Raw genomic sequence first — 21,364 nt, 5'->3', positions numbered from 1 at the left:
CGATCAATCAATCAAGCCGGCGCGGTCCTCGATCGCGCCGGCTTTTTCGTGTGCCCAGCGTTTTCATGTGGAAGCACTTCTGGCGTTGGACCGCATGTGATCGCAAGCGATTCCCTTTGGTCGCGCGAAGCCCTAAACTCCTGACATGACCGAATCAAAATCCATGATCCTCGGCTGTGCCGGGAAATCGCTCACCCGCGAAGAAATCAATTTCTATCGCAATGAATGCCCGTGGGCCTTCATCCTGTTTGCCCGCAACATTGGCGAGACCGAGCAGATCCGCGATCTGGTCGCCGAGATGCGCGACTGTATCGGGCGCCCGGACGCGCTCGTTTTCATCGACCAGGAAGGAGGCCGGGTGCAACGCCTGCGGCCACCGCTGGCTCCCAACTATCCGGCCGGCGGGGCGCTTGGCGCGCTGTGGCGCGACGATCACGACGCCGGCGCCCGTGCCGCATGGCTGATGGCGCGCCTGCACGCCTTCGACCTGTTGCGCTACGGCATCACGGCGGATTGTCTGCCGGTGCTCGACGTGCCGATCGAAGGCGCCAGCGATGTAATCGGCGCGCGCGCCTACGGCAAGGAGCCGCGCGCGGTCATCGAACTCGGCCGTGCCGCCGCCGAAGGCCTGATGTCCGGCGGTGTGCTGCCGGTGATGAAGCATATTCCGGGGCATGGCCGGGCCTTTGCCGACACGCATTTCGAGCTGCCAACGGTCGACGCTTCGCTCGGCGATCTGCAGCGGCATGATTTCGCCCCGTTCCGGGAGCTCAACCATCTGCCGATGGCAATGACGGCGCATGTCGTCTATAGCGCCATCGACCCGAAGAACCCAGCGACGACCTCAGGCAAGGTCATAGACGAGATCATCCGCCGCGACATCGGCTTTGACGGGCTCTTGATGAGCGACGACACCTCGATGAAGGCACTTTCTGGGGATTTCCCGACAAAGGCGGCCTCGATCCTTGCGGCGGGCTGCGATCTGGTCCTTCACTGCAACGGCGTTTTCGAGGAGATGGCGGGCATCGCATCGCGCACCACGGGGCTTGAAGGCAAGTCGCTGGAGCGTGCAAAGCGGGCCCTGACCTATATAAGGAAACGCGACGCGGCCGAGGAAACCGAGATACGCGCTGAATTCGCCACCTATTTCGATGCGGTGGCCTAACGAAGGGAAGTAACAGGACGTGGCGGAAACATTGGAGAGCAAGGCCGCGAAGGCCGCACCGATGGACCGTCTGTGGGCCGGGAATGACGATTCACGCGTCACCGGCGACCCGTCGCTGGTTGTTGACGTCGCCGGCTTCGAAGGCCCGCTCGATCTCCTCTTGCATCTTGCCCGCACCCAGAAGGTCGATCTGGCGCGCATCTCGATCCTGGCGCTGGTCGAGCAGTATTTGACCTTTGTCGAGACGGCGAGGGCGCTGCGGCTCGAGCTTGCGGCCGACTATCTGGTGATGGCGGCGTGGCTCGCCTTCCTCAAGTCGAAGCTTTTGATCCCCAAGCAGCCGGGTGAAGAGGGCGAAAGCGGCGAGGAGCTGGCGGCGGTGCTGCAATTCCGCCTGAAGCGGCTGGAAGCCATGCGCGATGCGGCGGCCCGCCTGGTCAACCGCAACCGGCTCGGCCGTGACGTGTTCGCGCGCGGCATGCCGGAAATGGTCATCATCGAGAAGCGCAACGCCTATTCGGCGTCGCTTTATGACTTGCTGACCGCCTATGCGCAGCAACGGCAGAAGCAGGCGATCAACAACGTGACCATCGCCAGGCGTGGTGTCTGGTCGCTCAAGGACGCGCGCGACATCCTGACCCGGCTGGTCGGGGCTGTGAGCGACTGGACGACGCTGGAAAGTTTCCTGATCATTTACATGACCAGCCCCGAGGAAAGGCGCACGGCTATCGCCAGTTCCTTTGCGGCAACATTGGAACTGGTGCGCGACGGCACGATGGACGTGCGGCAGGATCAGACGTTCGCGCCGATCTATCTGCGCGGCCGCACGCAGGCAATCAAGGCAGTCGAGGTGGCATCATGAGCGAACGCGCCAACGCTTCCGTGATCCCGTTCAAGGTAGAAGACGAGCCGGATCAGGAGCTGTTTGCCGAGGACGCGGCCGAGCAGGTCCAGAACCCGGCCGAGCGGCTGCACATGGCGGAGGCGGTGCGCATGGCCGAGGCGATCGTTTTTGCCAGTGCCGAGCCCGTGACCGAAAAGCAGCTTGCCGCGCGGCTGCCCGACGGCATCAACATCGCGGCGGCGATGGCCGATCTGCAGCAGATCTATGCACGGCGCGGCGTCAATCTGGTGCGGGTCGGCGACGCCTGGGCGTTCCGCACCGCCGGCGACTTGGCCTTCCTGATGAGCCGCGACACCGTGCAGCAGCGCAAGTTGTCGCGCGCGGCGCTCGAAGTGCTGGCGATCATCGCTTACCACCAGCCGGTGACACGCGCCGAGATCGAGGACATCCGCGGTGTGGAGACCTCGAAGGGCACGCTCGACACGCTGCTCGAGACGGAATGGGTGCGCATGCGCGGCCGTCGCAAGACGCCCGGCCGTCCCGTCACCTACGGTACCACCGAAACCTTCCTCGACCATTTTGCGCTGGAGGAAATCCGCGATCTTCCCGGCATGGAGGAGTTGAAGGGCGCGGGCCTGCTTTCGGGCCGCATGCCGTCGAATTTCTCCATTCCGCAGCCGCCGGCCGACCCCGACGCGCTGACCGAAGACGAGGATCCGCTGACCGACATCGACCTCGAGGAACTTGGCCTGCTGACGCCGCCTGTCACGGAAGATTGACCTCCCGGCCTCTGTCAAAGCGCGCCGATAGGTCGTAGATGCGCCGATTGGTAGCGGGCCAGCGAGTTGAAAAAGCGTGACATCCGTCACCCTTTCATAAACTCTGTCGCTGTTGTGTTTGAATCCCAACGCGAAAACGCATAGATCATCGCCAGGGAAAACATTCGAGAGAGATTTGCTATGGGTTCATTTTCGATTTGGCACTGGATGATCGTGCTGGTGATCGTGCTGCTGGTTTTCGGCCGCGGCAAGATTCCCGAGCTGATGGGTGACATGGCCAAGGGTATCAAGAGCTTCAAGAAGGGCATGGCGGACGACGACGTCGCCGAGGACAAGCGCACCGTCGAACACCGTGCCGACGAGACCGTTTCGGCCGTGAAGGAAAAAGCCAGCAAGAGCTGAGCCAAAAGTTCTAGTCGGAACAGAGTGCCATGTTTGAAGTCGGCTGGACCGAAATGCTGGTGATCGCGATCGTCATGATCGTGGTCGTCGGGCCGAAGGATTTGCCCAATATGCTGCGCACGTTCGGCCGCACGACGGCGAAGCTGCGCAGCATGGCGGCCGACTTCCAGAAACAGTTCAACGATGCACTGAAGGAAGCCGAGCTCGACGACGTCAAGAAGTCGGTCGACGAGCTCAGGGGCCTCAGCCCGGTTGCCGAAATCAGAAAGCAGCTTAATCCGTTCGAGCAGGCGGCGGCCGATGTGCGCGCCGGAGTCGACGCCGCGATGAAGCCGAAGCCTGCCGCTGATCCGGCTACGCCCGCCGCTTCGACGCCACAGCCGGCCGAACCGTTGAAGAATGGCGCAACGGAAATGCCTGGCGTCAATGCGGCGGGAGCTGCGGCGCCAACACCGGTTTTCCCGGCGATGACCGATGAATCGGTGGTATCGGCATCCGCGGAAGCTGCCGCGGGGCCAAAGGCATCAGCGGCCAAGAAGGTTGCCAAGTCGGCACCGGTGGCAAAAGCGCCTGCCAAGGCCTCGACATCCGCGAAGACTGCGACGGCAAAAGCCACACCAGCAGTGACGGCAAAAGCAGCACCCGCGTCCAAAGCGTCGACAAAGGTCGCGACGGCAGCAAAGCCTGCAACCGCCGCTGCGACGAAGCCCGCCGCCAAGGCGACTGCCGCCAAGGCCGTGGCGAAAGCCGAACCGAAGCCCGCGCCCGCGAAGAAGCTGGCGACCAAGAAGACGGCTGGAGCCGCCAAGTGAGCGTTTCGGACAAGGAAAAGGATGAGATCGAAAAATCGTCGGCGCCGCTGATCGAGCATCTCATCGAATTGCGCCGCCGGCTGATCTGGTCGCTGGGCGGCTTCTTCGTCGCCTTCCTGGTCTGCTTCTTCTTTGCCAAGAAGCTGTTCAACCTTCTGGTCGTGCCGTTCAAATGGGCGACGAAGTGGGCGGGTCTCGACCCTCACAAGGTCGAGCTGATCTACACCGCGCCGCAGGAATTCTTCTTCACGCAGGTCAAGCTCGCCATGTTCGGCGGCATGGTGATCGCCTTTCCGCTGATCGCCACGCAGATCTACAAATTCATCGCGCCCGGCCTCTACAAGAACGAGCGCAACGCCTTCCTGCCGTTCCTGATCGCGTCGCCCATCCTGTTCCTGATGGGCGCCTCGCTGGTCTATTTCTTCTTCACGCCGATGGTGATGTGGTTCTTCCTCGCCATGCAGCAGGCCGGTACCGACGAGCAGGTACAGATTTCGCTGCTGCCGAAAGTGTCGGAATATCTCAGCCTGATCATGACGCTGATCTTCTCCTTCGGCCTGGTGTTCCAGCTGCCGGTGGTGACCAGCCTGATGACCCGCGTCGGCATGCTGTCGTCCAAGGCGCTGGCCGAGAAACGCAAATGGGCGATCGTCATCGCCTTCGTCGTCGCGGCGGTGCTGACGCCGCCCGATCCGATGAGCCAGATCGGCTTGGCCATTCCAACCATCCTGCTCTACGAGGTCGCCATCTGGGCCGCGCGGTGGATCGAGCGCAGCCAGGAGCGCGAGCGCCTGGCACGCGAGAAGCAGGAAGCCGCCGAGACCGTGGCGGACAAGGCACCGGACGAACCTCCGGCGCCGGCAGCCTCCTAAGAACATCAACGCGGCGGAAAACGACAACCGCCGCCCAGCCTCATCTTGCATCGGTCAAGGATGCGGTTTACGCCCTCTGACTGAAACGCATCGCCATCAAGGCGGTGCGTTTCAGTTTTTGTTTTGAGCATGTCGTTGTCCCAAAACCGCTGCGCACTTTTGGGCGACATGCTACCCGAGGACGGATAGACCATGCTTGACATCAAATGGATTCGCGACAACCCGAAGGCCCTTGTCGAGGCGCTGGCCAAGCGCTTGTGGTCGGCGGCAGAGGCGCAGTCCACGGTCGATGATTTGATCGCCAGGGACGAGGCGCGGCGTGAGCACGTCACCGAGCTGCAGACCAAGCAGGAGCGCCGCAACGCCGCCTCCAAGGAGATCGGCAACGCCATGCGTTCGGGCGATGCCGCCCTTGCCGAGAAACTGAAAGCCGAAGTCGGCGAGATCAAGACCTTTATCCAGAATGGCGAGGCGCGCGAACGCGAGCTCGACAAGGCGCTGAACGATGCGCTGGCGGTGCTGCCCAACGTGCCGTTCGACGATGTACCGGTCGGCAAGGACGAGCACGACAATGTCGTCAAGCACGTCGTCGGCAAGGTGCCGACGCGGCCGAACTGGGTGAAGGAACATTTCGAGATCGGCGAAGCGCTCGGGATGATGGATTTCGAGCGGGCGGCAAAGCTGTCGGGCTCGCGCTTCACCGTGCTGAAGAGCGGCCTGGCGCGGATGGAACGCGCGATCGGCCAGTTCATGCTCGACCTGCACACGACCGAACATGGCTATGAGGAAGTCATCCCGCCGCTGATGGTCCGCGACGAGGTGCTTTTCGGCACCAACCAACTGCCGAAGTTCGAGGAGGATCTGTTCTTCACGCCGCACGGGGAGGGCAGGCTTGGCCTGATCCCCACCGCCGAGGTGCCGCTTACCAATCTCGTGCGCGAGGAAATCACAGCGTATGAAAAACTGCCGCTGCGCTACACGGCGCTGACGCCTTGCTTCCGCTCCGAAGCAGGCTCGGCCGGACGAGACACGCGCGGCATGCTCCGTCAGCACCAGTTCTACAAGGTCGAGCTGGTGTCGATCACCGACCAGGAATCATCGCTTGCCGAGCATGAGCGGATGACTGAGTGTGCCGAGGAAGTGCTGAAGCGCCTGGAGCTGCCGTTCCGCACCATGGTGCTGTGCACCGGCGACATGGGTTTTGGCGCGCGCAAGACATATGACATCGAGGTCTGGCTGCCCGGCCAGAACGCCTATCGCGAAATCTCGTCCTGCTCGGTCTGTGGCGATTTTCAGGCGCGCCGCATGGACGCCCGCTACAAGGACAAGGATGGCAAGAGCAATCGCTTCGTCCATACGCTCAACGGCTCGGGCACCGCTGTCGGCCGCGCTCTCATAGCTGTCATCGAAAACTACCAGAATGAGGATGGCAGCGTAACCATTCCTGAAGTGCTGCGGCCTTACATGGGCGGTCTGGAAAAGATCGAATCGAAATAATGCGCATTCTTCTGACCAATGACGACGGCATTCATGCCGAGGGCCTGGCGTCGCTCGAACGCGTTGCCCGCACGCTCTCCGACGATGTCTGGGTGGTGGCGCCGGAGCAGGACCAGTCCGGCTATGCGCATTCGCTGTCGATCTCGGAGCCGTTGCGGCTGCGCAAGATCGGCGAGAAGCATTTTGCCGTGCGCGGCACGCCGACCGACTGCGTTATCATGGGGGTGAAGAAGATCCTGCCCGGTGCGCCCGACCTGATCCTCTCCGGCATCAATTCCGGCGCCAATATCGCCGACGACGTGACCTATTCGGGGACCGTCGCCGGCGCCATGGAAGGCGCGCTGCTCGGCATCCGCTCGATCGCGCTCAGCCAGGGCTACTCCTATGTCGGCGAGGATCGCGTCGTCCCCTACGAAACCACCGAAGCGCTGGCGCCGGCACTGCTGAAGAAGCTCGTCGCGACGCCGCTGCCGGACGGCGTGCTGCTCAACGTCAATTTTCCGAACTGCCTTCCCGAGGAGGTCGCCGGCACGGTGGTCACCTCGCAGGGCAAGCTCGTGCACAGCCTGTGGGTCGACGAGCGCCGTGACGGGCGCGGCCTGCCTTATTATTGGCTGCGATTTGGCCGCGAGCCGGTCGAGGGCAAGCGAGGCACCGATCTCTACGCCTTGCGCAATCGCCTGGTGTCGGTGACGCCGTTGCAGCTCGACCTCACCGCGCATGAGATCCGCGACCAGCTGAGCAAGGCGCTTGCATGAACCTGCCAATCGATGACCGCGAAGGATTTGCCGCTTTCCTCCTGCGCCTGCGCGGCAGGGGAACCGTGCCGAAGGCATTGATCGCGGCTTTCGAGGCGACGCCACGGCGCGGTTTCCTGGCAGCGCAGTTCCACCAGATCGCCTGGTCCGACCGCATGCTGCCGATCGAGTGCGGCGAGGCGATAGAAGGCGCGGACATGCAAGCGGCGGTGATCGCGGCACTTGCCATCGAGCCCGGCAATCGCGTGCTCGAGATCGGCACCGGCTCCGGCTACACGGCGGCGGTAATGTCACGGCTGGCGGCACGGATCGTCACCATCGACCGCTACAAGACGCTTGTCGAACAGGCCAGGCAGCGCTTCGAGGCGCTCGGCATCGGCAACGCCATAGTGCGCCAGGCCGACGGTTCCGGCGGTCTGCCTGCCGAAGGGCCGTTCGACCGTATCGTCGCCTGGGCCGCCTTCGACAGCTTGCCGCGCTTCCTGCTCGACCAACTGTCGAGCGGTGGCATCGTCATCGCGCCGATCGGTCCGGAGGAGGGCGAGCAGGTGCTGGCCAAGCTCACCAAGGTCGGCAGCCGTTTCGAGCGTGAGGATATCGGCCTCGTGCGGCTGCAGCCGATCTTGCGCAGCGTCGCCGCGGTGATCTAGCGCATTTCGCCGTTTCATGGAAACGGCGAACCGCTCTAACTCCTTGTTTTGATTCCGGACGGGAAACCGTTCACACTTTTCTTGGAATTGCTCCAGGCGCCTCCAGCGCGCTCGAAAATGTTTTAAGAAAATTTTCGTCGGATTCTAATGGGTTAACCGCCCAGTAACATTAACGCGCTTTAATCCTGTCTCAGTTGGTGCAGAGTTTGTGCGGGTTAGTGCAATGCAACTCAGTTTTTTGAAGGCAAATAGTCGCAATCTGGCGCGGGGCTGCGCCGTTCTTGTGATTGCAGGCGCGGCCGCCGGGTGCAGTTCCCAGGCGTCGCGGTTCAACAGTGTCGACGACGTCTTCACATCCTCGACCAACAATCAGCGTGCCATCATCAACAAGCAGGATGCCGTGCAGCCCTATCCGGGCGATGTCTCGGCAGCCCCGCTCGACGGCAGCCACACGCAGTCGGTCAGCCGCTCCAGCCTCGAGCCGGTCTCCAGCCGGCCGCTGCCTCCGCCCGTTTCAGCCCAGGCGCAACCCGCTCCAGCACTCGCGCCTGCCGCCAATCCCGTGCGTGTCGCATCAGCGCCGGCCATGGTTCGGCCTGCTCCTCATGTCGACAGGACGACGACCGGCACTGTCGAGCCGGCCGCGAAGCCATTCAAGAATGCCCAGCCCGACGCGCCGAAGATGGCGCAGGCCGGCACGCCGCATGCGACCGAGATCGTCGTCAGGGACGGCGAAACCATTTCCGGCCTGGCGGCGCATTACAAGGTGCCGGCCGATGTCATCATGAAGGTGAATGGCCTGAGTCCGACCAAGGGGCTTAAGACCGGCCAGAAGATCGTCATCCCGGCCTATGCCTATTCGAGCAAGGCTGAACCGAAAGTCGCGGACGCAAAACCGGCAAAGGACGGCAAGCACGACCTGCCGGCCACCGCGCCGGACAAGGTCGCCGTTCTGCCGCAGCAGCCGAAACTCAAGGAGGGCAAGTCCGCCGCTCAGGTCGATGCTTCGGCCGCCGCGAGCCAGCCCAAGGAGCCCAAGCCCGCGCAGGTGGCCAAGGCAACCGGCGCCGCCGGTACCTACACGGTCCAGTCGGGCGACACGATGTCCTCGATTGCCAGGAAGACCGGCGTTGGCGTCGTGGCGCTGAAGCAGGCCAACGGCATGAAGGACGGTTTGCTCAAGATCGGCCAGACCCTAAAAGTGCCGGCCGGCGGAACGGCAACGGTCGCCAGTGCAAAGCCGGCGAAGGTCGATCCGGTGACCACGGCAACCACGCAGCCTCCTGCAAAGACCACGCCATCGGAAACACTGGCGTCCTATACGCCGCCGAAGAAGGATGCGAAAGTCATCCAGCAGGCAGAGGACGACGACGCGGTGGCTCCCGATGCCACCGGGATCGGCAAGATGCGCTGGCCGGTGCGCGGCCGGGTGATCTCCGGCTTCGGATCGGGCAAGGACGGCGTCGACATCGCCGTGCCCACGGGCACGCCGATCAAGGCGGCCGAAAACGGCGTCGTCATCTACGCCGGCGACGGGCTCAAGGAATTCGGCAACACGGTGCTTGTGCGCCACGAGAACGGCCTGGTCACCGTCTACGGCCATGCCAGCTCGATCGAGGTGCAGCGTGGCCAGAAGGTCAAGCGCGGCCAGGAAATCGCACTCTCCGGCATGAGCGGCACGACGAACTCGCCGAAGCTGCACTTCGAAGTGCGCAAGAACTCGGCGCCGGTCGATCCTTCGACCTATCTCGAATAGAATAAAAAAAGCGATTTGCGGGCCGTCTGACCTCCAGTCCGGCCCGCCGGCTCAGCCCGTTCCGCGAGGAGCGGGCTTTTTCAGTTTTGTTTGAGAGATTTGTATTTCTAGGCGGATGGACTTCGTTCGTCCCACTCTGGTGCAAAGGTCCACTGGCGATTGACTGACATGTCCAATGGGCGCTGGCTCCCATCAGGCATTCAGTAATTTTCTTTGTCTATGATCACCGATGGGATCAATCGCAAGGTAAATCGTGGCAAATTTAGATGTGTGGCATCAGATCAGGATGCGGCTGCTAATTAGTGTGCCACTCGTGATTGGCGGTGCGCTTCTTCGCCACTATAGTTTTCATGTGTTCGAACTTGCAATGTTCGGGTTCTCGATCGCACTGACCCTTTTCTCGATCTGGCTTGTCTACCGCAGTTGGCCCAACCGAGAGCAAAGGCTGGAAGGGAAGACAAGCGCTGCCTACGCGGGCGTGATCATGGCCTCATTCCTTCTTGTTGTGTCCCTCTACGGAAACTACATCGTCCTGCCTGTGGTCACTGGCTGACGAGATCATTTTGGGTGCGCGAAGGCTCGACTGCATCATCATCCGAGAAGGATGAACGCCAGCGTGAACGCTGCCATCCATCTGGAACGTTTGCCGCAAACAGCCGATTGAGTTTCGATCTCAGTCCTTCAGCGGCTTGCCAAGCCGGCCGGCCAGATCCTGCGTGAACTGCCAGGCGACGCGGCCCGAGCGGCTGCCGCGCGTCGTCGCCCATTCCAGCGCCTCGGCGCGCAGCTGCTCGTAATCGATGTCGAGGCCATGATGGCTTGCATAACCGTTGATCATCTCGAGATATTCGTCCTGCGAGCATTTGTGGAAGCCGAGCCAAAGTCCGAAACGATCGGACAGCGAGACCTTTTCCTCGACCGCCTCGGACGGGTTGATGGCTGTCGAGCGCTCATTGTCGATCATGTCGCGCGGCAACAGATGGCGGCGGTTCGAGGTGGCGTAGAAGATGACATTGGCCGGGCGCCCCTCGACGCCGCCCTCAAGCGCCGCCTTCAGCGACTTGTAGGATGTATCGTCGTGATCGAAGGACAGATCGTCGCAAAACAGGATGAAGCGGAAGGGGGCTGCCTTCAGCAAGCCCATCAGCTTCGGCAGCGTGTCGATGTCCTCGCGGTGGATCTCGATCAGCTTCAGCGGCAGGTCGGATTTGGCCTTTTGTGATTTGGCCTTGGCATTGATCTCGGCATGCACGGCCTTGACCAGCGACGATTTGCCCATGCCGCGCGCGCCCCACAACAGCACATTGTTGGCCGGATGGCCGGCGGCAAAGCGCTCGGTGTTGTCGACAAGGATGTCGCGGACACGGTCGACGCCCCGGATCAGGCCGATATCGACGCGGTTGACCTTGCGCACCGGCTCCAGATAGCCCGGATCGGCCTGCCAGACGAAGCATTCGGCCTCACCAAGGTCGGTTTCGGGCACGGGCGGCGGGGCGAGGCGGCTGACAGCCTCGATCAGGCGGTCAAGTTTCTTGTTGAGGGCGTCGATGCTGCTGTCGGTCATTTCAGGTCTTTTGGTTCGTTTCCTTGGGGCGGGCAGGTGGGACCCGTTCGATTCCGTCGGGTTCGAAACCGGTTCCAACCTTTTGTTCGAGCGTGATCTTTTCCGAAAACCGGCTCGCGCTTTTCGCGATCATGCTCTAACACGGCCCGGCAGGCCGGAAAAGCAGCCGATTTGCCCGGCCGCGCAGTTGCATTGACAACTTTACCGACTATATTCCGGCCAAATTTCAAGGGGCCGCCAAGCTCCGCAGGACGGTTGGCGGCTGTTTTCAAAATTCAGGAGTACTCTCGATGTTCGTGACACCGGCATACGCCCAAGGCATCGGCGGCACCTCTCCCGATATGCTCATCAGCATTTTGCCGTTTGTCCTGATTTTCGTGATCATGTATTTTCTGATCATCCGCCCGCAGCGCACGCAGCTGAAGAAGCGCGGCGAGATGCTGGCGGCGGTCCGTCGCGGCGATACTGTTGTCACCGGCGGCGGGTTCGTCGGCAAGGTGACGAAGGTGATCGACGACAACGAGCTCGAGATCGACCTCGGCGGCGGTACCAAGGTGACGGCGCTGCGCTCGACGATCGCCGACGTGCGCGTCAAGGGCGAACCCGTGGCGAACCAGAACGCCAAGAAATAACCTAATTCCAGGCGGAGCGATCCGCGGACACGCTCTGACGGACGACGCCATATGCTGTATTTTTCGCGCTTCAAGATGATCCTGATCTGGCTGGCCGTGGCCGCCACAGTGGTCCTCGCCGCGCCCAATCTCATTCCCGCGAGCACATTGGCCCAGCTCCCGAGCTGGGTGCCGAAGCGGCAGATGACACTCGGCCTCGACCTGCAGGGCGGTTCGCACATCCTGCTCGAGATGAACCAGAACGATCTGATCAAGGATCGGCTCGAGACAACGCGCGACGAAATCCGCACGCTGCTGCGCGACGCCAAGATCGGCTACACCGGCCTTGGCGGCACGGGGCGGACCTTGCAGGTCCGCATCACGGATCCGGCGCAACTCGACGCCGCCAAGAAGGCGTTGAAGACCTTGACCGATCCGGTGGCCGCCGGCCTGTTCACCGGCGGGTCGATCCAGGAAATGTCGCTGGACGATTCCGAACCGGGCCTGCTCAAGTTCACCGTCACCGACGCAGGCATCAAATACCGCACGTCGACCGCCTTGGCGCAATCGATCGAAGTGGTTGAGCGCCGCGTCAACGAACTCGGCACCACCGAGCCTATCGTGCAGCGGCAAGGCGACGACCGCATCCTTGTCCAGGTGCCAGGCCTGCAGGACCCGCAGCGGCTGAAGGAAATCCTCGGCCAGACCGCAAAGCTGACCTTCCAGATGGTCGACCAGTCGATGCCGGTGCAGGACGCGCTCAAGGGTCGCCCGCCCGCCGGCTCCTCGGTGCTTTATTCCCAGGACGATCCGCCGGTTCCGTATCTGATTGAAAACCGCGTCATCGTTTCGGGCGAAAACCTCGTCGACGCGCAAGCGACGTACAATTCGCAGAACAATGAGCCGGTGGTTTCATTCCGCTTCGATTCGAAAGGGGCCGCGCGCTTCGGCCAGGCGACCTCGCAGAATGTCGGCAAGCTGTTCGCCATCATCCTCGACAACCAGGTGATCTCGGCGCCGCAGATCCGAGAGCCGATCCTCGGCGGCACCGGCCAGATTTCAGGCAATTTCACCGCCCAGAGCGCCAACGATCTCGCCGTGCTTTTGCGCGCTGGTGCGCTGCCGGCGACGCTGACGGTGATCGAGGAACGCACCGTCGGTCCAGGCCTTGGCCAGGATTCGATCCATGCCGGCAAGGTCGCCGGCATCATCGGTTCGATCCTCGTCGTTGCCTTCATGTTCGTCGCCTACGGCTTCCTCGGCTTCCTCGCCAACATCGCGCTGGCGGTGCACGTGGCGATGATCGTCGGTGTGCTGTCCCTGCTCGGCGCGACGCTGACCTTGCCGGGTATCGCCGGTATCGTGCTGACCATCGGCATGGCGGTCGATTCCAACGTGCTGATCTACGAACGCATCCGTGAAGAGCGACGAGCTGGCCGCTCCGTGATCCAGGCGATCGACACCGGCTTCTCGAAGGCGCTGGCGACCATCGTTGATTCCAACGTCACGTCGCTGATCGCCACCGTGGTGCTGTTTTATCTCGGCACCGGTCCGGTGAAGGGCTTTGCCATCACCTACGCCATCGGCATCCTGACCACCGTCTTCACCGCTTTCACCTTCACGCGCCTGCTGGTGTCGATCTGGCTGCGCCGCGCCCGTCCGAAGGAATTGCCGAAGGCGCCGGTGACCTTCATTCCGCCGGGCACCAAGATCCCCTTCATGGGCATCCGCCGCTGGACGTTCGCGCTGTCGAGCATCTTGTCGGTGCTGTCTGTCGTGCTGTTCATGACCGTCGACATCAACTACGGCATCGACTTCAAGGGCGGTTCGATGATCGAGGTGAAGGCCAAGAGCGGCGATGCCAATATCGGCGATATCCGCAGCCGATTGATGGAGCTCAACATCGGCGAAGTGCAGGTTCAGCAGTTCGGCGCGCCGAACGACGTGCTGATCCGCGTCGGCACGCAGGATGGCGGCGAGAATGCCGAGCAGACGGTCATCGACAAGGTGCGCGGCGAGCTGCAGGACCAATATGACTTCCGCCGCGTCGAGGTTGTGGGACCGACGGTTTCCGGCGAACTTGCCAAGCAAGGCACCATCGCCATGCTGGTCGCGCTGGTCGGCATCCTGGTCTATGTCTGGTTCCGTTTCGAATGGCAGTTCGCGGTCGGCGCCATCGTTGCGACGGTGCACGACGTGGTCATGACGCTCGGCTTCTTCGTCATCACCGGCCTCGAATTCAACCAGTCGTCGCTGGCGGCGATCCTGACCATTATCGGCTATTCCCTGAACGACACGATCGTGGTCTATGACCGCGTCCGCGAGGATTTGCGAAAATACAAGCGAATGCCGCTGCCACAGCTGTTGAACAACGCCATCAACGAGACACTGTCGCGAACGACGCTCACCTCGGTGACGACGATCCTGGCCTTGCTGGCACTGGTGCTGTTCGGCGGCGAGGTCATCCGCTCCTTCACCATGGCGATGCTGTTCGGTGTTGTGTTCGGCACCTATTCGTCGATCTTCATCGCCGCACCGCTGCTGATCCTGTTCAAGCTGCGGCCGCAGGCCACAGCCGACGAGGAGAAGCCGGTGAGTGGCGGCAAGGCGGTCGCGACCTGACGCGCGGCCCCGAAGGGGTGACTGAGTGGTGACCGGCAGAGGGATCGTCATCCGCGAGGCGCATTTCCCAGGCCGCGCTCCGATCGAGGCCTATGGCAATGGCGGGTTCCGCTTTGCGGACATGTCGCACCGCGGCTCGTTGCTGTGCCTGCCGTCCGGCATCCATGGCTGGGAGCCGGCGGACGCTACTGCGCTGACGGTGGCGGATTTCGACAAACTTCTGGTCGAGGCCGACAAGGTCGAGATCCTGCTGGTCGGCATGGGCAGGGATCTCCGGCCGTTGCCGGTGGCGTTGCGGGCGGCGCTGAAAGAGGCAGGCATAGCGTCCGATCCGATGTCGACCGGGGCAGCGGTGCGGACCTACAATGTCCTCCTAGCGGAAGACCGCGCAGTGGCTGCCGCGCTCATCGCCGTCGATTGATATGTCCGAAAATGCCAAAATCGTCATGGACGCGGTGCGCGCCGCCGACCATGACCGGTATCTAACGGCGCTCTACGCGCCCGTCGGCAAGCGCGATGCGCTGTTTTCGCTTTACGCTTTCAATGCCGAGGTTGCGGGCATTCGCGACCGCATCCATGAAGCGTTGCCGGGTGAAGTACGGCTGCAATGGTGGCGCGATCTCATCGCGGCCGACAATGATGGTGCAGGCATCGGCCATCCCACCGCCGACGCGCTGAAGGCGACAATTTCCGTCCATCGCCTGCCGAAACTGGCCTTCGAGAACATGCTCGAAGCGCGCATCTTCGATCTCTACGACGATCCGATGCCGTCGCGCACGGATCTCGAAGGCTATTGCGGCGAGACGGCAGCCGCGCTCATCCAGCTTGCGGCGATGGTGCTCGATCCCGTCGAGGCGCCGCGCTTTGCAGAACTGGCGGGCAGGGCGGGCTGTGCGCAGGCCATGACCGGCCTGCTTCTGCTGTTGCCGCTGCACCGCAAGCGCGGGCAGTGCTTTATCCCGGCCGACATCCTGGCGGCGGCGGGATCGTCGCCGGAAGAATTTGTTGCCGGCGATGGCGGACCTGGGGCGCAGCGCGCCGTGGCGGCGATGATCGCGCTGGCACGCGAACACCTCTCCGCCTTCGAGCGGGGCGCTGCGGAATTGCCGGCGTCGTTACGCCCAGCATTCCTGCCGCTGGCGCTGTCGCGCGCCTATCTCGACAAGATGGAAGGCTCGAGCCATTCACTGCTCGACAGCGTCGCGCGGCTCTCTGCCCTGCGCCGACATTGGCTCCTGTTGCGGCGCGCAAGCAAGGGCTGGCCGGTACTTTGACGTAAACGTCAATCGTGTTAAGGATTCGGCCCAGCCGAAAACTGTCGCCGAAGACGACAGACCGGCCCGGAGGAAATCCATGAGCTTGCCCGTGCTGGTCGCGATCGTCGCCTTTGGCATTGCGCTGTCGGTCGCCGCGGTGCATTTCACCGGCGGCAGCAAGACGGCCACACTGGCTGGTCCGGATCAGGCGCTGCGCCGATTCGCAGAAGATTATCCTGACGAGACGGCTGCGACAGTCCGCCTGACGGCGGATGCCAAGACCGCATTTCTCGATCTTGGGCGAGGGCGTATCGGCATTGTTCACAGCATCGGCGATTGCTTTTTGACCCGCATCGTCACGCCCGCAGACATAAAGGTGTCCGGCGCTGGCGAGGCGCATACGGTTCTGGTTCGGCTGACGGATTTCACCTGGAAGGGCGGCCGATTCCGCTTCGCGAGTGCCGTCGATGCCCAGGCCTTGCTGAAGGCTCTCGGGTCGCATCATTCAAATTCCGCGAGGGAGGCCGCGTGATGGACAGCTATGATTTCCCCCAGGTCACCCAACTGGCCATTCCGTTCTTCGTCGCCGCGATCCTGATCGAGCTCTGGCTGGTGCGCAGCGGCCGCGCCAAGGGCTCGTTCGAGACGCGCGACACGCTGACCAGCCTGATGATGGGCACCGGCAATGTCGTCGCCGGGCTGCTGCTTGGCGTCGTCTCCTACTGGGCGCTGCTGTGGCTATGGCAGTTCCGCGTCTTCAATCTCGGCCAGTCGGTCTGGGTGTTCCTGGCCGCCTTCCTGCTCGATGATTTGCGCTACTATGTCTATCACCGCATTGCGCACCGGGTGCGCTGGGTGTGGGCCGAGCATGTCAACCATCATTCGAGCCAGCATTACAATCTGTCGACGGCGCTCCGGCAAAGCTGGACCGGGCTGTTCACCTTCATGTTCGTGCTGCAGGCGCCGCTGGTGCTGCTCGGCTTCCATCCGGCGGTCATCGCCTTCACCTTCGGTTTCAACCTGGTCTGGCAATTCTGGATCCACACCGAGACCATAGGCAAGATGTGGGGCTGGTTCGAATTGATCTTCAACACGCCGTCCCACCACCGCGTCCACCACGCCACCAACCCGCGCTATCTCGACGCCAACTATGCCGGAACGCTGATCATCTGGGACCGCATGTTCGGTACCTTCGTCGAGGAATTGGAGGAAGACCGGCCGCGCTACGGCATCGTTAAGAATCTCGGCACCTTCAACCCGCTGAAAGTGGCCTTCCACGAATGGATCGGCATGTTCAGGGATGCGTTTTCGTCGGGCCTGACGCTGCGCGAGCGCCTGAATTACCTGATCAAGCCCCCCGGCTGGAGCCATGACGGCTCACGCGAGACCTCGGAGAGCCTGAAGGCCGCCTATGTCAGGCGGAATCCTGGTGAGGCCGGCAAGCCTGGGTTGCCGATGGCGGGTGCCGAGCCGGCGGAGTAGGATAGTATCCTACTTTCTACTTCGGGTCCAATTGAGGGCTATTCCGCTGCTTCGGCCGTTTGCGCCGGCAGCCCCAGCCATTGCCGGCAATCGCCCAGTGCGCGTGATGTGATGGCGTGCCTTTTGGCGACCGTCTTGTCCTTGCCGCGCAGGCGCTTGCCTTCGGTCTTCGGCGCTTCCACCGGGGGGAACAGGCCGAAATTGACGTTCATCGGCTGGAACGAGCGCTTGCCCGGCTCGTCATCGGAAACAAGATGGCCGCCGGTGATGTGGTTGAGCAGCGCGCCGAAGGCCGTGGTGAGCGGCGGCAGCGACGGCGCATGGCCGAGCCTTTCGGTGGCGGCGAAGCGACCTGCCAGCAGGCCGATGGCCGCGCTTTCGACATAGCCTTCGCAACCGGTGATCTGGCCGGCGAAACGCAGGCCCGGGCGCGACTTCAGCTGCAGCGAGGCGTCGAGCAGCGTCGGCGAGTTGATGTAGGTGTTGCGATGTAGGCCGCCGAGGCGGGCGAAGTCGGCGTTTTCCAGGCCCGGAATGGTGCGGAAGATACGGACCTGCTCAGCGTGCTTCAGCTTGGTCTGGAAACCGACCATGTTGTAGAGCGTGCCCAGCGCATTGTCCTGCCGCAACTGGACGACCGCATAGGCCTTCACCGTCGGATTGTGCGCATTGGTCAGGCCCATCGGCTTCATCGGCCCGTAGCGCAGCGTCTCGACGCCACGCTCGGCCATGATCTCGATCGGCAGGCAGCCGTCGAAATAGGGCGTGCCTTCCCATTGCTTGAATTCCGTCTTCTGGCCATCGACCAATGCCTGCACGAAGGCAAGGTACTGTTCCTTGTCCATCGGGCAATTGATGTAGTCCTTGCCGGTGCCGCCAGGCCCGACCTTGTCGTAGCGCGACTGGAACCAGCAAATGTCCATGTCGATCGTGTCGAAATGGATGATCGGCGCGATGGCGTCGAAGAAGGCGAGCGCATCAGCGCCGGTCGCCTCCGCTATCGACTGGGCAAGTCCAGGAGCGGTCAGCGGCCCGGTGGCAATGATCGCCTGATCCCAGTCCGCCGGCGGCAGGCCTGGCACTTCCTCGCGCTGGATGGTGATCAGCGGGTGTGCTTCGAGCTTCTTCGTCACGGCCCCGGAGAAACCGTCGCGGTCGACGGCAAGCGCGCCGCCGGCCGGCACCTGGTTGGCGTCGCCGGCGCTCATGATCAAGGAGCCGGCCAGCCGCATTTCGGCGTGCAGCAGCCCGACCGCGTTGTTTTCGGCATCGTCGGAGCGGAAGGAATTGGAACAGACCAGCTCGGCCAGGCCATCCGTCTTGTGGGCGTCCGTGCCGCGAACCGGCCGCATTTCATGCAGCACAACGGGAACACCGGCTTGCGCCACCTGCCATGCGGCTTCGGAACCGGCGAGGCCACCGCCGATGATGTGGATAGGATTTTTGCTCATGAGCGCCGGAATAATCGCTTGCCGCCGCGATTGCAATTGTCGCGCGGCGGTGAACGGGAAACGCCTGGTCGGGAGAGCTTGCCCTCGGAAACAACAACACCCGCCGGGGGAGGAGGTCCGGCGGGTGTCGTTTTGGGGGTCGACCCTCGGGAGGAGGTGAAGGCCGACCGTATTCGTCATCGCCGGGGAGGAGGTCGGCTTTGACGAAATTCCTTTCGCCATCTTGAAGAGGGGCGAAACCTCTGGGGCAAAATTCGTTGCCGCCTGGGAAACAGCGCCCGCCGCGGGAGGAGGTGCGGCGGGCGCCGTTTGGTTGGCCAACCCTCGGGAGGAGGTGAAGGTTGGGCCTATTCGTCATCGCCGGGGAGGAGGTCGGCTCTGACGAAATTTCTTTCGCCATCTTGAAGAGGGGCGAAACCTCTGGGGCAAAATTCGCTGCCGCCTGGGAAACAGCGCCCGCCGCGGGAGGAGGTGCGGCGGGCGCCGTTTTGGTGGTCAACCCTTGGGAGGAGGGTAAGGGCTGACCGTCTTCGCTGGGCTCGGGGAGGAGGTCGATCCCAGCGAAATTCCGTTAGATTGCCCTGCGGGCGATGATCTTGATTTCGTCACGGACGATACCGAGATCATGCAGCTGGCGGTTCGAAAGGCGACCCAGCTCGGTAACCGTCTCGCGATAAACGCGCCAGTTACGATAGTTGCGGATCAGGTTCATTGTCGTTCTCTTTTCAGAAACTTGTTCGGACCATTAGCGGTCCGAAGAATTAGACCGCCTTGCGAGCGACGTAAGGAATGTCGCTGCGGCTGATGCCGAGGTCGGTCAGTTCGCGGTTGCTCAGGCGGCTCAGCTCGGACACAGTGTCCCTGTAGCGGCGCCAGTTGCGGTAGTTGCGGATCAGGTTCATGGTAGTTCTCGTTTCGTCTTTCTTGCGGATCATTCCGTTTGTGTACGAACCATAAATAGGCGGGCCCATATCGATTTAAAAGCGCTATGGCTGCATGGCAGCAATGCAAATTGTGCAATGCAACATTAATACGCCTTCACGGGCCTGACACAAAGAAGCCAGAATCAGAAAGTGCCGTGACGTCAACGGTTTGGCTGGTTCGGCTGAAAAAACGACCTAGCGGGGGAGGCAGGGCATGGCAGGGTACTCGACACGGGTCAGGTCCGACATCGCGCGGTGGCTGCAGACAGGCCTGATTGATGCCGCGACAGCCAACTCCCTGACGCGTGACGTCGAGGCCAACGCGCGCAAATCACTCAGCTTCGGTTCAATCCTGGCGATGATGGCGGCGCTGCTGTTTGGCGCGGCCATCCTGATCTTCGTCGCCGCCAACTGGGATGCGATCCCGCGGCTCGCTCGAGTGGCCGCGCTCTTTGCCATCATCCTTGGCGGCTATGTCGGCGGCGCGGTGCTGAAGACGCGCGACCATGCGGCGATCGGCGAAGCGCTGTGGATCGTGGCTGCTGCTGCTTTCGGCGGTTCGATCGCGCTGATCGGCCAGATGTATCATCTGTCCGGCGACGAGGCTTCCGCGCTGGTCACCTGGGGCGCCGGCACGGCGCTGGCGGCGGTGGCGCTACGATCGAACCCCCTGACTGTCGCGGCGGTGGGTATCGCCGACGCCTGGCTATTCCTGAAAGGCTTCGATTACTACAGCCGCAGCAACTTTCCGCATGCCTTCGTCGTCATGGCCGTCGCGCTGTTTGCCGTCTCATTCTGGACCCGCAGCCAGCCGGCGCGGCACCTGATCATCCTGTCGTTGCTCTTCTATCTCGTGCTGTTGGCCGGGAATCACGCGACGCTGCCGGTGGCGATCCCCCTTGTCATTGTCTCTGCCGTGCTTTTCGCGGCTGCCGTCTTCGCACCGGAACCAGTCGACCGGATCGTGCAACTTGGCGGCCGCTTGCCCTTGCATGCCCTGCTCGGCTTCCTCACCGGCCTGGCAATCATCCAGTTCGAACTGGCGGACGAAAGCTCCTATAATAGCGGCTTCACTATCGCCTCGGTCGTCGCGCTCGCCGGCATTGTTGCCGCTGTCGTGCTGGCGGGACGGGAAAGCCGAGGCCTGCGCTGGCTTGCCTATCTCGGCTTCGCCTTCGAACTCGCCATGATCTATGTCGTGACCTTGCAGTCGATGCTCGATACGGCCGGCTTCTTCCTAGCCGCCGCGGTGCTGCTCGGTATCCTGGCAGTCGTCATCATTCGCGTCGAAAAACGCATGAACGGTCCAGCCATCGGAGGAGCCACGGCATGATGACCGGAAAGAGACTTGTTATCTCGGCGCTGGTGCTGGCGCTCGTCCAGATAGGATTCCTGAGCTGGATCATCGCCGGCCGGGCGGCGATCCTGCGCAACGGCAAGGACGTGCTGTTGAAGATCGAGCCCGTCGATCCACGCGACCTGCTGCGCGGCGACTACATTGTCCTCGGCTACGATATCTCGCGCATTCCGGTGAAAATGATCGCCAACATTCCCGCCGGCAAATTCTCCAGCGACGAAACCTCGATCGTGGTCCGCCTGAAGAAGGGTGCGGACGGTTACTGGACGCCGACCACTGCCTGGTTCGGCAAGGCGCCGACGCCCGCGGCCGCCGACGAGGCCGATATTCTGGGCCATGTCGCCGAAGGCTGGGATCTGCGCGGCGAGGGCATGACGATCGCGCCGGATTACGGCATCGAGCGCTTCTACCTGCCGGAGGGCGAGGGCATCGCGATCCAGAACGACATGCGGGTGCGCCCGTTCGGGATACGCCTTGCACTCGCCAGCGACGGTACCGCGCAGATCAAGGCGCTGGTCGATGGCGACAAGACGTTGTTCGAGGAGCCGCTCTATTAGTGATGT

23 protein-coding genes are annotated in these 21,364 nt (G+C 62.6%); 19 read left to right on the top strand and 4 right to left on the bottom strand.

Annotation, left to right across the window (positions count from 1 at the left end; translation table 11 throughout):
- Positions 1-145: 145 nt before the first annotated feature.
- The 10 genes from nagZ (at position 146) to AC1VON_RS23630 (ending at position 9,535) form a co-directional block, all read left to right on the top strand.
- Complete coding sequence (gene nagZ, locus AC1VON_RS23675) at positions 146-1,165, top strand: beta-N-acetylhexosaminidase (protein WP_483125040.1); 1,020 nt, start codon at positions 146-148, stop codon at positions 1,163-1,165.
- Positions 1,166-1,226: 61 nt separating this feature from the next.
- Entirely contained in the window at positions 1,227-2,027 is an 801-nt protein-coding gene (locus AC1VON_RS23670) for a segregation and condensation protein A (protein ID WP_483126367.1), read from the top strand.
- Positions 2,024-2,788 (top strand): SMC-Scp complex subunit ScpB, encoded by a 765-nt coding sequence (gene scpB / locus AC1VON_RS23665; protein WP_483125039.1) that lies wholly within the window; start codon positions 2,024-2,026, stop codon positions 2,786-2,788. The genes AC1VON_RS23670 and scpB overlap by 4 nt, the downstream gene beginning before the upstream one ends.
- A gap of 180 nt (positions 2,789-2,968) precedes the next feature.
- On the top strand, positions 2,969-3,190 hold the full coding sequence (locus AC1VON_RS23660) for a twin-arginine translocase TatA/TatE family subunit (RefSeq protein WP_013895102.1): 222 nt from the start codon (positions 2,969-2,971) through the stop codon (positions 3,188-3,190).
- A gap of 29 nt (positions 3,191-3,219) precedes the next feature.
- Complete coding sequence (tatB, locus tag AC1VON_RS23655; protein WP_483125038.1) at positions 3,220-4,002, top strand: Sec-independent protein translocase protein TatB; 783 nt, start codon at positions 3,220-3,222, stop codon at positions 4,000-4,002.
- Positions 3,999-4,874 (top strand): twin-arginine translocase subunit TatC, encoded by an 876-nt coding sequence (gene tatC, locus AC1VON_RS23650; protein WP_140773149.1) that lies wholly within the window; start codon positions 3,999-4,001, stop codon positions 4,872-4,874. Before tatB ends, tatC begins: the two co-directional genes overlap by 4 nt.
- A gap of 192 nt (positions 4,875-5,066) precedes the next feature.
- The gene (gene serS, locus AC1VON_RS23645; RefSeq protein ID WP_483125037.1) at positions 5,067-6,371 is read left to right on the top strand and encodes a serine--tRNA ligase; all 1,305 of its coding nucleotides are present in this window, start codon (positions 5,067-5,069) and stop codon (positions 6,369-6,371) included.
- Positions 6,371-7,129: a 5'/3'-nucleotidase SurE gene (gene surE / locus AC1VON_RS23640; RefSeq protein WP_056572365.1), complete on the top strand. Its 759-nt coding sequence runs from the start codon at positions 6,371-6,373 to the stop codon at positions 7,127-7,129. Before serS ends, surE begins: the two co-directional genes overlap by 1 nt.
- A complete protein-coding gene (locus AC1VON_RS23635; protein ID WP_172350186.1) occupies positions 7,126-7,779 on the top strand; it encodes a protein-L-isoaspartate(D-aspartate) O-methyltransferase in 654 nt (217 codons plus the stop codon). The genes surE and AC1VON_RS23635 overlap by 4 nt, the downstream gene beginning before the upstream one ends.
- A 223-nt stretch (positions 7,780-8,002) precedes the next feature.
- A complete protein-coding gene (locus AC1VON_RS23630) occupies positions 8,003-9,535 on the top strand; it encodes a peptidoglycan DD-metalloendopeptidase family protein (protein WP_483125036.1) in 1,533 nt (510 codons plus the stop codon).
- Positions 9,536-10,208: 673 nt separating this feature from the next.
- Here the strand turns inward: AC1VON_RS23630 and AC1VON_RS23625 are convergent.
- Positions 10,209-11,099, bottom strand: coding sequence for an ATP-binding protein (locus tag AC1VON_RS23625; RefSeq protein WP_483125035.1), 891 nt, complete (start codon positions 11,097-11,099; stop codon positions 10,209-10,211).
- On the opposite strand from AC1VON_RS23625, the gene AC1VON_RS23620 reads away from it, so the two are divergent.
- The 7 genes from AC1VON_RS23620 to AC1VON_RS23590 all read left to right on the top strand — a co-directional run bounded on the left by AC1VON_RS23620 (position 11,083) and on the right by AC1VON_RS23590 (position 17,070).
- The gene (locus tag AC1VON_RS23620) at positions 11,083-11,295 is read left to right on the top strand and encodes a hypothetical protein (protein ID WP_172350189.1); all 213 of its coding nucleotides are present in this window, start codon (positions 11,083-11,085) and stop codon (positions 11,293-11,295) included. The two genes, AC1VON_RS23625 and AC1VON_RS23620, sit on opposite strands and share 17 nt — an antisense overlap.
- Positions 11,296-11,389: 94 nt before the next feature.
- A complete protein-coding gene (yajC, locus tag AC1VON_RS23615; RefSeq protein WP_056572354.1) occupies positions 11,390-11,731 on the top strand; it encodes a preprotein translocase subunit YajC in 342 nt (113 codons plus the stop codon).
- A gap of 51 nt (positions 11,732-11,782) precedes the next feature.
- Positions 11,783-14,332, top strand: a complete 2,550-nt coding sequence (gene secDF, locus AC1VON_RS23610; RefSeq protein ID WP_483125034.1) for a protein translocase subunit SecDF — start codon at positions 11,783-11,785, stop codon at positions 14,330-14,332.
- 25 nt (positions 14,333-14,357) lie between these two features.
- A complete protein-coding gene (locus tag AC1VON_RS23605) occupies positions 14,358-14,753 on the top strand; it encodes an Mth938-like domain-containing protein (protein WP_483125033.1) in 396 nt (131 codons plus the stop codon).
- Position 14,754: 1 nt separating this feature from the next.
- Positions 14,755-15,606, top strand: coding sequence for a phytoene/squalene synthase family protein (locus AC1VON_RS23600; protein WP_483125032.1), 852 nt, complete (start codon positions 14,755-14,757; stop codon positions 15,604-15,606).
- A 79-nt stretch (positions 15,607-15,685) separates the two neighbouring features.
- Complete coding sequence (locus AC1VON_RS23595) at positions 15,686-16,120, top strand: hypothetical protein (protein WP_483125031.1); 435 nt, start codon at positions 15,686-15,688, stop codon at positions 16,118-16,120.
- Positions 16,120-17,070 carry a sterol desaturase family protein gene (locus AC1VON_RS23590; protein ID WP_483125030.1) on the top strand — a complete coding sequence of 317 codons (951 nt, stop codon included), beginning with the start codon at positions 16,120-16,122 and terminating at the stop codon, positions 17,068-17,070. The genes AC1VON_RS23595 and AC1VON_RS23590 overlap by 1 nt, the downstream gene beginning before the upstream one ends.
- A gap of 38 nt (positions 17,071-17,108) precedes the next feature.
- On the opposite strand, the gene trmFO is transcribed toward AC1VON_RS23590, so the two are convergent.
- The 3 genes from trmFO to AC1VON_RS23575 all read right to left on the bottom strand — a co-directional run bounded on the left by trmFO (position 17,109) and on the right by AC1VON_RS23575 (position 19,423).
- Positions 17,109-18,521 (bottom strand): methylenetetrahydrofolate--tRNA-(uracil(54)-C(5))-methyltransferase (FADH(2)-oxidizing) TrmFO, encoded by a 1,413-nt coding sequence (trmFO, locus tag AC1VON_RS23585; RefSeq protein WP_483125029.1) that lies wholly within the window; start codon positions 18,519-18,521, stop codon positions 17,109-17,111.
- A gap of 571 nt (positions 18,522-19,092) precedes the next feature.
- Entirely contained in the window at positions 19,093-19,233 is a 141-nt protein-coding gene (locus tag AC1VON_RS23580) for a DUF1127 domain-containing protein (RefSeq protein ID WP_019858543.1), read from the bottom strand.
- 49 nt (positions 19,234-19,282) lie between these two features.
- Positions 19,283-19,423 (bottom strand): DUF1127 domain-containing protein, encoded by a 141-nt coding sequence (locus AC1VON_RS23575; RefSeq protein ID WP_013531315.1) that lies wholly within the window; start codon positions 19,421-19,423, stop codon positions 19,283-19,285.
- Positions 19,424-19,658: 235 nt separating this feature from the next.
- Here AC1VON_RS23575 and AC1VON_RS23570 point away from each other — a divergent pair, with 235 nt between their 5' ends.
- Together AC1VON_RS23570 and AC1VON_RS23565 are read left to right on the top strand one after the other, a co-directional pair.
- Complete coding sequence (locus tag AC1VON_RS23570) at positions 19,659-20,777, top strand: DUF2157 domain-containing protein (RefSeq protein WP_483125028.1); 1,119 nt, start codon at positions 19,659-19,661, stop codon at positions 20,775-20,777.
- Positions 20,774-21,358, top strand: coding sequence for a GDYXXLXY domain-containing protein (locus tag AC1VON_RS23565; protein ID WP_483125027.1), 585 nt, complete (start codon positions 20,774-20,776; stop codon positions 21,356-21,358). Before AC1VON_RS23570 ends, AC1VON_RS23565 begins: the two co-directional genes overlap by 4 nt.
- The last annotated feature ends 6 nt before the right edge of the window (positions 21,359-21,364 follow it).

Source organism: Mesorhizobium sp. HAY1-8B (assembly GCF_056868045.1).
This window is presented reverse-complemented; position numbering and strand designations above follow the sequence as displayed.

What these genes read in the sequence shown, in the direction of transcription:
- nagZ (WP_483125040.1), top strand. Translation starts at nt 146, where the DNA reads ATGACCGAATCAAAATCCATGATCCTCGGCTGTGCCGGGAAATCGCTC.
- AC1VON_RS23670 (WP_483126367.1), top strand. Translation starts at nt 1,227, where the DNA reads ATGGACCGTCTGTGGGCCGGGAATGACGATTCACGCGTCACCGGCGAC.
- scpB (WP_483125039.1), top strand. Translation starts at nt 2,024, where the DNA reads ATGAGCGAACGCGCCAACGCTTCCGTGATCCCGTTCAAGGTAGAAGAC.
- AC1VON_RS23660 (WP_013895102.1), top strand. Translation starts at nt 2,969, where the DNA reads ATGGGTTCATTTTCGATTTGGCACTGGATGATCGTGCTGGTGATCGTG.
- tatB (WP_483125038.1), top strand. Translation starts at nt 3,220, where the DNA reads ATGTTTGAAGTCGGCTGGACCGAAATGCTGGTGATCGCGATCGTCATG.
- serS (WP_483125037.1), top strand. Translation starts at nt 5,067, where the DNA reads ATGCTTGACATCAAATGGATTCGCGACAACCCGAAGGCCCTTGTCGAG.
- surE (WP_056572365.1), top strand. Translation starts at nt 6,371, where the DNA reads ATGCGCATTCTTCTGACCAATGACGACGGCATTCATGCCGAGGGCCTG.
- AC1VON_RS23635 (WP_172350186.1), top strand. Translation starts at nt 7,126, where the DNA reads ATGAACCTGCCAATCGATGACCGCGAAGGATTTGCCGCTTTCCTCCTG.
- AC1VON_RS23630 (WP_483125036.1), top strand. Translation starts at nt 8,003, where the DNA reads ATGCAACTCAGTTTTTTGAAGGCAAATAGTCGCAATCTGGCGCGGGGC.
- AC1VON_RS23620 (WP_172350189.1), top strand. Translation starts at nt 11,083, where the DNA reads ATGCTGCTGTCGGTCATTTCAGGTCTTTTGGTTCGTTTCCTTGGGGCG.
- AC1VON_RS23625 (WP_483125035.1), bottom strand. Translation starts at nt 11,099, where the DNA reads ATGACCGACAGCAGCATCGACGCCCTCAACAAGAAACTTGACCGCCTG.
- yajC (WP_056572354.1), top strand. Translation starts at nt 11,390, where the DNA reads ATGTTCGTGACACCGGCATACGCCCAAGGCATCGGCGGCACCTCTCCC.
- secDF (WP_483125034.1), top strand. Translation starts at nt 11,783, where the DNA reads ATGCTGTATTTTTCGCGCTTCAAGATGATCCTGATCTGGCTGGCCGTG.
- AC1VON_RS23600 (WP_483125032.1), top strand. Translation starts at nt 14,755, where the DNA reads ATGTCCGAAAATGCCAAAATCGTCATGGACGCGGTGCGCGCCGCCGAC.
- AC1VON_RS23595 (WP_483125031.1), top strand. Translation starts at nt 15,686, where the DNA reads ATGAGCTTGCCCGTGCTGGTCGCGATCGTCGCCTTTGGCATTGCGCTG.
- AC1VON_RS23590 (WP_483125030.1), top strand. Translation starts at nt 16,120, where the DNA reads ATGGACAGCTATGATTTCCCCCAGGTCACCCAACTGGCCATTCCGTTC.
- trmFO (WP_483125029.1), bottom strand. Translation starts at nt 18,521, where the DNA reads ATGAGCAAAAATCCTATCCACATCATCGGCGGTGGCCTCGCCGGTTCC.
- AC1VON_RS23580 (WP_019858543.1), bottom strand. Translation starts at nt 19,233, where the DNA reads ATGAACCTGATCCGCAACTATCGTAACTGGCGCGTTTATCGCGAGACG.
- AC1VON_RS23575 (WP_013531315.1), bottom strand. Translation starts at nt 19,423, where the DNA reads ATGAACCTGATCCGCAACTACCGCAACTGGCGCCGCTACAGGGACACT.
- AC1VON_RS23570 (WP_483125028.1), top strand. Translation starts at nt 19,659, where the DNA reads ATGGCAGGGTACTCGACACGGGTCAGGTCCGACATCGCGCGGTGGCTG.
- AC1VON_RS23565 (WP_483125027.1), top strand. Translation starts at nt 20,774, where the DNA reads ATGATGACCGGAAAGAGACTTGTTATCTCGGCGCTGGTGCTGGCGCTC.